10 protein-coding genes are annotated in these 12,234 nt (G+C 42.2%); 5 read left to right on the forward strand and 5 right to left on the reverse strand.

Going from position 1 to position 12,234, the window contains the following annotated elements:
- The first annotated feature begins 54 nt into the window (after positions 1-54).
- The 4 genes from B151_RS0113310 to B151_RS18810 all read left to right on the forward strand — a co-directional run bounded on the left by B151_RS0113310 (position 55) and on the right by B151_RS18810 (position 4,066).
- Positions 55-963, forward strand: a complete 909-nt coding sequence (locus tag B151_RS0113310) for a methionyl-tRNA formyltransferase (protein ID WP_020404143.1) — start codon at positions 55-57, stop codon at positions 961-963.
- Between the two features lie 379 nt (positions 964-1,342).
- Positions 1,343-2,398 carry an SDR family NAD(P)-dependent oxidoreductase gene (locus tag B151_RS0113315; RefSeq protein WP_020404144.1) on the forward strand — a complete coding sequence of 352 codons (1,056 nt, stop codon included), beginning with the start codon at positions 1,343-1,345 and terminating at the stop codon, positions 2,396-2,398.
- 33 nt (positions 2,399-2,431) lie between these two features.
- Entirely contained in the window at positions 2,432-2,806 is a 375-nt protein-coding gene (locus tag B151_RS0113320; protein ID WP_020404145.1) for a response regulator, read from the forward strand.
- A 261-nt stretch (positions 2,807-3,067) separates the two neighbouring features.
- A complete protein-coding gene (locus tag B151_RS18810) occupies positions 3,068-4,066 on the forward strand; it encodes a sigma-54 interaction domain-containing protein (RefSeq protein ID WP_020404146.1) in 999 nt (332 codons plus the stop codon).
- A gap of 99 nt (positions 4,067-4,165) precedes the next feature.
- Here B151_RS18810 and B151_RS19670 read toward each other — a convergent pair whose 3' ends face one another.
- Positions 4,166-6,298: a cellulase family glycosylhydrolase gene (locus tag B151_RS19670; protein WP_157471009.1), complete on the reverse strand. Its 2,133-nt coding sequence runs from the start codon at positions 6,296-6,298 to the stop codon at positions 4,166-4,168.
- A gap of 583 nt (positions 6,299-6,881) precedes the next feature.
- Here B151_RS19670 and B151_RS0113335 point away from each other — a divergent pair.
- Positions 6,882-7,670 (forward strand): class I SAM-dependent methyltransferase, encoded by a 789-nt coding sequence (locus B151_RS0113335; RefSeq protein WP_020404148.1) that lies wholly within the window; start codon positions 6,882-6,884, stop codon positions 7,668-7,670.
- Between the two features lie 9 nt (positions 7,671-7,679).
- Here the strand turns inward: B151_RS0113335 and B151_RS0113340 are convergent, their stop codons facing one another.
- The 4 genes from B151_RS0113340 to B151_RS0113355 all read right to left on the reverse strand — a co-directional run bounded on the left by B151_RS0113340 (position 7,680) and on the right by B151_RS0113355 (position 12,233).
- Positions 7,680-8,846 (reverse strand): carboxylate--amine ligase, encoded by a 1,167-nt coding sequence (locus B151_RS0113340; protein ID WP_157471011.1) that lies wholly within the window; start codon positions 8,844-8,846, stop codon positions 7,680-7,682.
- A 63-nt stretch (positions 8,847-8,909) separates the two neighbouring features.
- Positions 8,910-10,145 (reverse strand): glycoside hydrolase 5 family protein, encoded by a 1,236-nt coding sequence (locus tag B151_RS0113345; RefSeq protein ID WP_020404150.1) that lies wholly within the window; start codon positions 10,143-10,145, stop codon positions 8,910-8,912.
- Between the two features lie 23 nt (positions 10,146-10,168).
- Positions 10,169-10,942: a hypothetical protein gene (locus B151_RS0113350; protein ID WP_157471013.1), complete on the reverse strand. Its 774-nt coding sequence runs from the start codon at positions 10,940-10,942 to the stop codon at positions 10,169-10,171.
- A 22-nt stretch (positions 10,943-10,964) separates the two neighbouring features.
- The gene (locus B151_RS0113355) at positions 10,965-12,233 is read right to left on the reverse strand and encodes a glycoside hydrolase family 18 protein (protein ID WP_020404152.1); all 1,269 of its coding nucleotides are present in this window, start codon (positions 12,231-12,233) and stop codon (positions 10,965-10,967) included.
- Between the last annotated feature and the right edge of the window lies 1 nt (position 12,234).

Raw genomic sequence — 12,234 nt, forward strand, 5'->3', positions numbered from 1 at the left:
AACTTATCATAGAAGCCAACACGTAGCCGGAGGGTTACTGCTAAATTCGGGACGATGAATATTTTACTGACTGCAAACGAGGCTGCCGGTTTATACGCACTTAGAATCCTAAAGAGCAGCGAACATAACATTTCGGGGATTGTCACTCCTAAGTCAAACGTTGCCATGTATCGTCTGGCTAAAGATGATAGCTTCGCAATGTTCCAGCCCGATGTATTGCAAGACCCGGGTTTTACTTTTTGGATGAGAAGGAACAAGGTAGATGTGCTTTTGAATGTCCACCTGTCCGAGCTTATACATCCTGAAATTATAGAAGCTGTGAATTTTGGAGCTTTTAATTTGCACCCCGGACCTTTACCGGAATATGCCGGTCTGAATGTGCCAAGCTGGGCGATCTACAATGGGGAGAATACTCATGCAGTTACCCTTCATTGGATCACCGGAAGGATAGACACAGGACCGATCGCCTATAAATCCGTAGTCCGGATCACTCCAAATGATACAGGATTGACTTTAGCCAACAGGTGTACCATGGAGGGTATGGACCTTATCACTGAATTCCTGGATGAACTCAGTACAGATCCAGAGTCGATACCAAAAGTAAGTCAGGATCTTTCACGTCGTCGTTATTTTGGGAAGTTTGAGGTACCTCAAAATGGCCTTTTGAAATGGGATAGAACTGCAGAAGAGATTGACCGGTTTGTGCGGGCATGCAACTACGGCCCTTTCAATTCGCCATGGGGACATCCAACGGTTAGGTTCAATGGGATGGAAATCGAAATATTATCGGTTGGGGTAACAAATTGTTCCTGTGACAAGGACCCGGGAAAAGTACGGGTTAATAAAAAGGGAGAGGTACTCATTGCCAGTGCTGACAAATGGGTTCAAGTGAATTCCTGTCGCGTAAAAGGTTCGGTAGTTTCACCTCAAAAAGTCTTTGAGTCGAACGGGATTCATAAATGAGTCAGTATTCCTGAATTCTGTGCTTTTTCAAAAAATTAAAAGCTTCTAATAGTAGAAATAACAGGATTTTGAGGATTTGGCCATTTTTCGAAATAAAGAAATGGAAATCATTACAAGTACGTACAGAAAATCATTACATAGCCTTGCAGGAAGTACTACAACAGAATGGCGGGAAGTTCTACTCCAAAATGTCTCGAAGAAAAATAGATTATTCACAGAAAATCATTTAGAGGTATAATTATTTGCCGGATTGCTTTTAAATGCATACAAAAGCAGGCAGATGCTAAAGATAGTGGGTAATGGGATTAATGAGGTACTTGAAACTGGTTCCAGACCCTTCTGTGAAGTAATAAATACTAATTCAAAAAAAAGAGAACGTATGTCAGTATTAGTAACAGGAGTTGCAGGGTTTATCGGATATCATTTAGCCAGTCGTCTGATTGATGAAAACATCGAAGTAATTGGGGTGGATAATATGAACGGGTATTACTCGGTTCAACTTAAAAAAGACCGGGTTAAACAGCTGCAGAAAAAGCGAGGCTCATTTACATTTTATGAACTGGATATTTCAGATAAAAATCATGTGGATGCTGTTTTCCATGCCCATTCCATAGATGTTATCTATCAATTAGCGGCACAAGCCGGAGTCCGCTTTTCCATCGAGCGGCCTGACGTTTATATCCAAAGCAACCTGGTCGGGTTTTACAATATTCTGGAAGCAAGCAGAAATCATGGAGTGAAGCACCTCATTTTTGCCTCATCCTCTTCGGTTTATGGGGATAATGCCAAGATCCCATACCTCGTTTCGGATCAAACCGATCATCCCGTTTCATTGTACGCAGCTACCAAGAAAGCGAACGAAGTATTGGCGTATTCATATGCTCACTTGTACGAAATTCCGACTACGGGATTGCGATTCTTTACGGTATACGGGCCTTGGGGCCGGCCCGATATGGCTTACTACAAGTTCACCGAAAAGATCATGAAAGGAGAGGTGATCGACGTGTACAATGGAGGAGACATGTATCGGGATTTTACCTATGTAGATGACATTGTGGAGGCATTATACCGGCTTAAGGATGTTGTTCCCAAACCACACCATAAGTCGGAAAAAGATCTGATGGGACCGGATTATACAATTGCCCCTTACAGACTGTACAACATTGGCAATAACAGACCGGTAAACCTGATGGAATTTATCCGAACCCTGGAACGGGCTTTGGGTAAAGAGGCAAAGAAAAATTTTAAACCTATGCAACAGGGCGATGTATACAGAACCTGGGCCGACTGCAGTAACCTATATCATACCATTGGTTTTGAGCCGAGTACCCCGATACAAACGGGCATCGAAAAATTTGTTGAATGGTATCAAAGATATTATAACCCCAAAACATACCGGTCAGGCCCTGAAAAGCTGCCGGTATATTATACTTAAATATTCCAATATAACATTAAAAGAATAAGGTGTATGATGATCAATCGTGTAGTTATAGCCGCTTACAATCCAATTATTCTGTCCGGTATAAAATCGATTTTGAAAGAGAGAAATTCTGACTTTAAGATCGTTGGAGAGGCTACATCCATAGAAATGTTTTTAAAATTGCTGGAGCATACCCATCCCGATATAGCCATTGTAGATGTGGGGTTGACCTGGCGGAGTGGGGTGGATTTTGCAGAAGAGGTAGAACGGCGAAGTCGTTTTGTGAAGATCGTTCCGATCAGTGTTCATCCTATAGATCAATATGCACTTACGGGACTCAAAAGCAGAATGCACAACTTAAATATGCCTTTGCATGAATGGGAGAACCTGCTAAGGCTAAATGTTGAAACGGCGTACAACTGAGGGAGAGATCATGATCCGGTTGATATTTATAATGTCAGTATTCTTTGAAATACCGTGTAAGGGTTTCATTACAAGGCTGGGGAAGTTCACATTACAGGAAAAGTTCATTGCTTTTCATACACTTGAAACAACAAACAAGACACAGGAATACTTTTAAATCACAAATTCTATGACCGGCTCAAATAATGAGCAGATCTTATAAATATTGAAATACAAGGTTTTAAGAATAGCTAAAAATGGGTATTACAAATAGGGAGAGTCATGAAACACGAAATTTATACAGGCAAACCAATATTTCTTACACAAGATGACATCGTTAAAAACCTGCTTGAAAAAGTGAAACAGGTTGCGCGGGTAGGGGCTACATTATTACTTACCGGAGAAAATGGAACCGGCAAAGAAGTCTTAGCCCGGATGTATCATTACTTTAGTAAAAGGAATGATAAACCGATGGTTGCAGTGAATTGCGGAGCCATTCCGGATGAATTGGTTGAGAGTGAATTATTCGGGCACGAAAAGGGTGCATTTACAGGAGCCTATGAACAAAAGAAAGGCTGTTTTGAACTTGCTGACGGAGGGACCCTTTTTCTGGATGAGATCGGTGAAATGCCTCTGAACATGCAGGTGAAGCTGCTGCGTGCTGTTGAAACCGGTACCTTTCGCCGGGTAGGCGGGAAACAGGAAATTCAGGTTGATGTGAACCTCATTTCTGCTACCAATAAAATTCTGATGGATCAGGTTAAATCAGGTTCCTTTCGGGAAGACCTATACTACAGAATTAATGTGATCGAACTATATGTGCCGCCTCTGCGTCACCGAAAAGGGGACATCCCTCTGTTGGTCAATTTTTACAGTAATTACTTTTCTGAACTTTATGCAAGGGAAGGCATTCAATTTGGCGAGGATTGCATGAATATGTTCATGGAGCATGATTGGCCGGGAAATGTGCGTGAATTACGAAATGTGGTAGAACGATCTGTTGTGCTTTCTGAGGACCGGCTGATCCGTTCAGAAGCAGTAAGCCCTTGGTTCCAGAAAAAGGCAAAATCGTACAATGCCGGTGGAGTAGTGGCCGATTCCAAGTTCCTGCACATTCCGATTGGAACCAGTCTCGAGGAAATAGAACGTAAAGTCATTGATCAAACACTTAATTCGGTTGATAACAACAAGACTGAAGCAGCCAAAATACTGGGTTTCACCCGTAAGACTTTACATAACAAATTAGATAAATACGGTAAAGAAATGCTTGTAACTCGGTGACTTACTGAGTATGTGCTTTCCAAATCCGTGCGCTGAAAAAAAAAGGGGCGTGTTGAAAACACGCCCCTTTTTATGCATGAAAATAGATGAATTAAACCTTTATTTACTGGCACGCATGGTAGCTACGTGTTCTTTGTATGGCTGATAGAGGTCAGCATCTGCGCGTCCGTCAGGGTAGCAAATATTCCCTCCGAATTCCCAGCATTTTGTGCCATCAGCAACCAGTTGCCAGAGCAGATTTCCATCAAGCTCTGTGGCTTCAGCGTGGGCATAGAGTTCATTGTAGATCTGTTCTACGGTTTCATTGCCCCATCCGGCGTAACCGTATTCACCTATTATGAACGGTTTGCCATAACTTTCAGCGATGGCTTGGTGATCACTGAACCATGCTTTTTGGGCTTGCAGCATATTTTCGGTACTTGAACCGAAGCCATAATCAGATGGATACCAGTGAGCATTTCCAAAATCTATTTCCGGAATGGAAGTGTTCATAATAAAACTGGTTCCTTCATTGGCACGCAATGCATAGGTGTTGCTGTATTCTTGCTGCGAATACTCATCCGGTGTTCCTTCATCAAAACCTTCTTCTCCGGTAGAAAGAAGGTGGTTTGAGTCGATTGACTTGATATACTGAGCGATCTCCTGGTACCAGTCTCTAAGTACCTGTGGATCGGCACCGCTGTTTCTTCCTTCGTTAATTATTTGCCATCCAAAAATAGCAGGTTCGTCTTTGTAAGCTACACCTGTTACCGTATTCACGCGGTTCAGCAACATGTTGATGTAATCACGAAACCACTTCTGAGTTTGTTCGTTATTCATGAAAAACTCCATATTGGTTGACGGATTGGAAGCTCCGGCCCAGGTATTATATTGGCAAAGCCCGCCAAGCTGATCCCAATAGTTTATGAAAGGCATGATAAACCGAATACCTTTTTCTTTGCCTTTTGCGATTACACGGTCAAGGTCTTGAAGGGCTTCTTCGCTGTAAACACCCGGCGAAGTCTGGATCACGTTTTCGGAGGGGTCTTGTGCACTGTATCCACAATCGTATCCATCATAGAATCCCCACATTCGTACTACATTCACTCCCGTTTCTTCGAAGAGGTCGAGAGCACGGTCAACAACACCGGAATTTATTTTCTCATAGTTGGGGAGGTAATATGCATTGGTTCCGGCAAAACGGAATACTTCTCCATTCAGGATAAAGTCGCCATTTTGTACTTGTACAAATCCTTCTTTGGATGGAGGAGGAGTTGTGACAGGTTCGGCTTTGGTTTCGAAAGAACGTATATCTGACCAGACATCTTCGCTTTCATCTACAACCTGAACTCTCCAATAGTATGTTTGAAGATAATCAAGATTGGTTGCTTCAAACGAGGTGCTGCTTACCGTCTCATCTATTACGGGGTTTGAGAAATCTGAGGCAGTATGGATCTGAATCTGGTAGTCCGTATAACCGGTAGCTTCTTCCCACTCAAAAACGGGGTCAGTTGAGATATCAGTTGCATTGTCTTCAGGAGAAGTGAGCACTACTTTGGGTGCCGCAGGAGTTTCTGCTTCAACAATGACTACTGTACGAACTTCCGACCACCCGGACTTCTGGGAATCAAGTACCGGTGATACCCGCCAGGCATACTCGCGATTACTTCGCAGATCCGAGATCTTAACTGAGGTTGAGGTAAGTACCGAATCATAAACCGGCTCATCAAAAGAGGTATCGGCCGCAATTTGGTAGATGTAATTCTCAGCATTTTCTACTGCTTCCCACTCAAAATGCAGATCTGATTGTTCCACTTCTTCTCCATCGGCAGGAGAGAGAAGTTCAGTTGTAATTGTTTCAGCATCATTAGAACCGGTAGTGAATGACCAAACTTCAGACCATGGACCACTGTTTCGGTTTTTGAGTGGAAGAACTTTCCAGAAATAGGTGGTTTCATATTCGAGGTTTGTTGCTGAATAAGAAGTTCCTTCAACCAGGGTATCTATAACCGTCGTTGAAAAATCTTCAATGGTTGCAATTTGAATATTGTATTCTTTTGCGCCACGAATTTTTTGCCACTTTAGATCGATATCTACCGATTGGCCGGTAGCTTCGTTCAAAGGGGTTAATAATTCGGGTTGGGTTAAGGTGTCTGTATCGTCACCTTCATCGTTGTTGGTGATGCTTTCACACCCCCAAAACAACAGGGCGAACATGGATATTATTAGGCTGTATTTTATGATAGTATTCATTGGTTTTAAGAGATAGTGATTGTGAAATTCGATAGGCACGTAACCGTTTTGGTTCGTATGAATTTCTCCAATCGGGTTTCGAACTTGAGTTACTTATTAGAGACTTAAAACCGGAATTTGTTTCTAAAAAAATGCTGCACAGCACACTCTTAATGGCAATTTTAAAGCCAAGTTATAGGTTGATCAAGTGCTTACGAAATTGTAAAAAATTTCATTTTCTCTCTTTTTAATTAAGAGCAGAATGAAATCTAATTTTGGGGTTTTAAAGGGAACTTTTTGATTCTTATGCACCTCTATTTTTTTTATTCGAATCTCTCATTTTTCAACCATCTGAAGTTCAATTATTAGTCCTAAAGAGATTGAAACAGAAGTTGAGCTTAAGTGGAGGTTTTATGCAGGAGCTAGGTGTGCCTTGTAGCTCAAACCCTGTTTATATTTGCGAATTTATGAAGAGAGGGTGTATCAAAAAAAACATGATTTTTTTAATGGATGGGTGCAAAAAATTGAACAGATTATTTCATAATAGATTATATTATAAATAAGGGTTTATGAAGTTTTATAGTATAATTTAAAAGGAGAAAAAATGGGTGCAAATCAAGAGAATACCGAACTGTTTACCGACAAATCAAATTCCTATGCCAAGTACAGGTCAAGTTATCCGGCTGAGATGATTGACCGGATAGTTGAACCATTTAAAACACAGTCCACCATTAACGCTGCAGACATTGGAGCCGGTACAGGAATTTCATCCAGGTTATTGGGAGATGCCGGTGTTAAAGTTACCGCTGTAGAACCTAACAGAGCAATGGCCGAAGCAGCAGATGAGCATACTAATGTTGAGTACATAATTGCTCCCGCAGAAAGCACAGGCCTGGAAAGCAATTCTTACGATCTGGTTACCTCGTTTCAGGCCTTTCATTGGTTTCATTTTGATGAAAGTTTAAAGGAATTCAACCGGTTGCTTAAACCGGATGGGAAGTTGGCACTGGTTTGGAGCTATTGGGATGAATCGGATGACTTCACGGGCAAGTTCAATTCACTGATCAACAAGGCTTCTTCAAAATTTGAGGAAAAAGTGACTCCTTATGATGGATTTCCTTCAGGATATATAAAAAAGTGGAGAATACGTCTTTTATGGAAATTAGGTTGGCTCCCATATTTTAGCTCGGTAGAAAAACTGCGATTTTCTTACGATCAAAACTTACCCAAGAGTGATATAATCGGGTATGCCAAATCCCAGAGTTTTATAAAACACGAAGGTGAATTGTGGAGTGAATTATGCGAGGGGTTAGAAACACTGGCCAAAAGTGTGGATAACGATACCATCACTTTAAAGTACAGAGTGACTCTCTTTCTTTGTAATCCGAAATAAGCTCTTTACTTATTTGTTTTTAAAGAGAAATTTTCGTCCGAATTGTACAATAAAAGGCATCGGGTCAGAAAATTTAAAATCTCCGTATGTAACGTTGCCGGAATAAGATTTAATCCATTCCCGGAAGGTGAGTTCACCTGCAGCCCGGTATTCTAAAAAGCCAAGTACGTCTCTTTCCAGGTTAATGTATTTAACACCGATTTTTGCGGGTTCTGCAATCGGAAGTTCTTCTCCAACAAGCCCTTTGTAATATTGATGATAGAGATTTACACCGGCTGCAGGACCAAGATTTCCCCAGACGCTATTTCGGAAATGCATCTCAATCAGGTACGGTTTGTTGTTTCTTGTATCGCGTTTAAATTGAAGGTTTAACAGTCCTTTAAGCTTCAATTTCTTTACGATTTGATCGGAAATTTTTTCAATTTCACCATCCTCTACCGTTTTTATGAAGGAGCCCATGCCGGCATGAATTGGATAAACCCTGAATTTTTGGGCGATATATATTCCTCTTGTAACGTAGTTTTCATCTACATACATGTTTACACTGAAATGGAATTTATCATCCCCTTCCACAAATTCCTGAAGTACGATATTGGGATTTATGATGGAGATCTTCTCATATAATTGATACAGTTCTTCCGGGGTATAAAGCAAAAAAGCTTTGGTGTATTTTCCCACCGTGCTTGTAAAATCTTTGTGATACCAGTCGGAGCGAAAAACAGGTTTGACTATGCATGGAAACTCAAATTCAGATAAGGCATCATTTAAATCATCCACAGAATGTATGTTGAATGATTTAGGAGCAGGCAGTTCATGCTTTTTGGCTAATATTGAAAAATTCTGTTTATCTAAAACGTGAGATACGGTTTCCTTTTCGGGAAAAGAGAACAAGAAATAATCCTCTAGTCTTTCGCGATGTTCAGATATCGTAAGAATTGCATCATCGTCATCGCTGAATATCACAGGCTTGTTTTCAAATGACTTTGAGAAATCGCGTAGTTCTTCAATAAATTTTTCATTCTTAAATGAGGAAAAACAAACGACGTCTTTCACGAATCTTGAGTAGCAAGTGCAGTTTTTGGTTTTCTCTACACCAAGTATCATAGGGATTTTTGCGGCTTGTAAACTATGCACCAGGCTTAGTTGTCCCAGAACAAGTGCTGTATTTTTTTCCATTTTTCTTCCGTTCATTAATTGTTGACCCGATTTTTTTGATGATCCGATACCGACCGTAGTAGATCACCGAATTGAATTCATTCTCTCAATATGTTGAGCAAAGTTGTTGTAAAGAGCCTCATCCTCCCGGCCGGCGGGCCAGCAGATGTTTCCTCCAAATTCCCAGCATTTAACGTAATCAGGCGTGAGCTGCCACAGCAGGCTGCCATCCAGTTTCGTTTCCTCCGCAAACTTCCAGAGCTCGGTATAGATGGTAAGGGTTCGTTCATCACCCCAGCCGGGAAAACCATATTCTCCGAGGATAAAAGGCTTACCCAGATCTTCCGCAATCTGCTGATGGTCTTCGATCCATGCTTTTTGCGCATCCAACAAATTTTGAGAGGCATTGGACCCAAAGCCGTAATCCGGCGCATACCAATGGGCATTGCCATAATCAATTTCAGGGATGGCCGTATTCAGTATATAACTGGTGCCTTCATTAGCCCGAAGTGCATAGGTGTTGCTGTAATTACTTTCAGAATATTCAGAAGGAACACGCTCGTCAAAACCTTCTTCTCCGGTTCCAACCAAATGATTCTTGTCAATGGATTTTATGAATCGGGCAATTTCCTGGTACCAGTCTCTTAAAATCTCCGGATCGCGGCCTGAATTTCGTCCTTCGTTGATGATCTGCCATGAAAAAATCGCCGGTTCATTTTTATAGGCTACCCCTGTAACAGTATTAACACGGTTCAAAAGGGTAGAAATGTAATTCTTATACCAATTTTGAGTGGTTTCGCTGTTCAGGAAGGCCTCCATGTTTGTGGAAGGATCTTGGACCCCAGCCCAGGTATTGTATTGGCAAAGCCCGCCAAGTTGATTCCAATAATTGATGAATGGCATGATGAACATCATTCCTCGTTCCTTGCCTTTGGCGATCACTTGATCGAGATCTTGCAGTGCTTCTTCACTATACTCGCCCGGTGCGGTTTGGATCACGTTTTCCGATGGGTCCTGAGCACTGTAGCCACAATCGTATCCGTCATAAAATCCCCACATTCGAACTACCCGAATACCTGCAGCCTCAAAAGCATCAAAAGCCCGTTCAACTGCAGCGGTATCTAATTTTTGATAATTTGGAAGGTAATAGGCGTTCGTTCCCGCGAAATGAAAGGGTTTGTCGGCCAGGATGAAATCACCGTCCCGAACTTTAACAAATTGAACGTTATTGTCAGGTTCAGAGTCGGTGGTAGAGCCACAACTCAGCATCAAAAAGAGCAGCGACACGTTGATCAGCAAAAGGAAAAAGATCGATTTCATGATTTAATAGATGAAGTTGAGGTTTATATAGAGCCATTCACTAAAGCGGCTTTTCGAATGGAGTTTGAATATTTAGCTTCTTCGTCGGAGGGAATGCCCATTATTTCGTCATACTCTGCTACGATATCATCATCCAGCGGCTCAAAATAGGTTGTCATTCTGAAAAGGAACCATCGGTCATACCGCATGATATAGGGAGTGAATCCTGCCCGGTGGTAACTTTTCAGGGAATCAATATTCTCTTTATCGACAAAGGTTAATACCCATTGGGCACCAAAGTATTTGGCCTTTTCTGCGATGCGGGCTATTGCCACAGGCATGATCCCCAAATCACGGTACAGAGGATTCAGATAAGCTCCTGTTAATAAGCCCTCCTCAGTTCCCAATCGCGGGAATACACCTTTAAAGTGTTTTTGGATCTTCTCGTTTTGTTGGGGACCGATCAAGAATTGCATAAAGCAAGCTTCACCATGGATGTTCTCGGCTACAAAGCAGTTTGCAAAAAAAGCATCGAGGGTATCGAGTTGATGATGGTAGAGTTGTACATCAGTTTTCTTTAACTGCCCATAGCCCATCAAATGCTCCACGTCAGCTGCATGCAGTTTTCTGATGTTAAGTGGAATTTTGGCCTCTGGTGGGATGATTGGATCATGGAGATCACGTTGTAAGCCAATGGTAAGGGAAGTCGAATTCCACCTTTTTCTGATCTCCCGGAAAAAAATACCCAAGTTTCCCTTGTGCATGAAGCCAAGTGCTCGTTTAGCCCGCGTGATCCTGTTTATGCTTGAATGTTCCATAGCTTTAAAATTGTGGTTCATGTTATTCTCCCGGAGATTGCTTGATGAGTTCGTGAGGAGTGAACGCATACTTTTTGACAGATTGAAGAAGCGGCTCCTTCAGCGCTCCGGTTTTTTCGGGAAAAAACCCACCTCCGAGCTCCCAGATCATGACCCCACCAATGCGCTTTTCTTTGGCGTACAGAATTTTTTCACGGATGGAAGCATCGTTCTCAAAACTTACAAACCGGGACGGATTCTCAAGATTCAGGAACGGCACTTTGGCATTTTTATCCCATTCATATTCGGCCAGGTTGTAGGCTTCTGATAATTCAGGATAAGTGGCATTGCTGTATATCGACATATCCTGCGTAGGCCAGCCGGGCCATTTTCCAAAGAGATTCACTCCTTCCCAGTCTGCGCCGTAAAAGTTGATGGTGATACCGATCTTTTTCCGGTCAATGCCTTCTTCTATAAACTCATCTACTTTTCTGTTGATAGAAGGGAATTTCAGGTTGGGATTATCGTCGAAGAATTCATTTTTGTTATATAAAGCAGAATTATGCCAGGCTTGCCAGCCCCTCCAAGGCTGAGCCATATCGTAGCTGAGAATGTTTATTTGATCAAAATAAGGCTGAAGCTCGGCATAGAGAGAGATCAGTTCCGCATTTTTTAGGGCCGCAATGGTGATCAAAGGCTTGCGGTTGCGGTTTGTCCGGAAGTCTTCAAAAGAATTATAAAGCTGAACCACAAATGCACTGAAGTTGGCTCTGTAATTAAGATATTCTGCTTCGGCCTGAGAGGAGCTGCTACCGGCCGGAGCTATAAACGGAGGCATACTTAAGTTGACTCCATCAAACCCGTACTCTTTTAAAATATGATGAATGGTTTGGATAAAGACTGTCCGGTTCTGGCTTTCTATCGCTCCGCTGAATCCTGCATAGTTACCGCCGCCGCCTACACTGAAAATTATAGTTTTGTCGTGGGCATGTGCTGCTGGTACAATCGAATACAGCCGTTCAGAGTTGAAATTGCCAAGGGAATCCAGGTCTTGTGAAGGCATTCCACTTTCGGCAATGCTAAGAGAAAAGTAGGTCATGTGGGTCATGGCATCCCAATTGATCTCGCTCGTTTTGATCTTGGTGCCGGTGCTGGGGCGGGTCTCCGGGTCGTGCTGCCATGAGGCGAGATACGCATTTACCCAAATATCGTCATTGACCGGAATGCCGGGGTCGTTCCGGAATAATTCGCAGGAAGAAAATCCCAGAAATGGGATCAGAATTATGAGGAAATATGTAGATTTGAATTTCATG

Source organism: Gracilimonas tropica DSM 19535 (assembly GCF_000375425.1).
GTDB lineage: Bacteria > Bacteroidota > Rhodothermia > Balneolales > Balneolaceae > Gracilimonas > Gracilimonas tropica.

What these genes read in the sequence shown, in the direction of transcription:
- B151_RS0113310 (WP_020404143.1), top strand. Translation starts at nt 55, where the DNA reads ATGAATATTTTACTGACTGCAAACGAGGCTGCCGGTTTATACGCACTT.
- B151_RS0113315 (WP_020404144.1), top strand. Translation starts at nt 1,343, where the DNA reads ATGTCAGTATTAGTAACAGGAGTTGCAGGGTTTATCGGATATCATTTA.
- B151_RS0113320 (WP_020404145.1), top strand. Translation starts at nt 2,432, where the DNA reads ATGATGATCAATCGTGTAGTTATAGCCGCTTACAATCCAATTATTCTG.
- B151_RS18810 (WP_020404146.1), top strand. Translation starts at nt 3,068, where the DNA reads ATGAAACACGAAATTTATACAGGCAAACCAATATTTCTTACACAAGAT.
- B151_RS19670 (WP_157471009.1), bottom strand. Translation starts at nt 6,298, where the DNA reads ATGAATACTATCATAAAATACAGCCTAATAATATCCATGTTCGCCCTG.
- B151_RS0113335 (WP_020404148.1), top strand. Translation starts at nt 6,882, where the DNA reads ATGGGTGCAAATCAAGAGAATACCGAACTGTTTACCGACAAATCAAAT.
- B151_RS0113340 (WP_157471011.1), bottom strand. Translation starts at nt 8,846, where the DNA reads ATGGAAAAAAATACAGCACTTGTTCTGGGACAACTAAGCCTGGTGCAT.
- B151_RS0113345 (WP_020404150.1), bottom strand. Translation starts at nt 10,145, where the DNA reads ATGAAATCGATCTTTTTCCTTTTGCTGATCAACGTGTCGCTGCTCTTT.
- B151_RS0113350 (WP_157471013.1), bottom strand. Translation starts at nt 10,942, where the DNA reads ATGGAACATTCAAGCATAAACAGGATCACGCGGGCTAAACGAGCACTT.
- B151_RS0113355 (WP_020404152.1), bottom strand. Translation starts at nt 12,233, where the DNA reads ATGAAATTCAAATCTACATATTTCCTCATAATTCTGATCCCATTTCTG.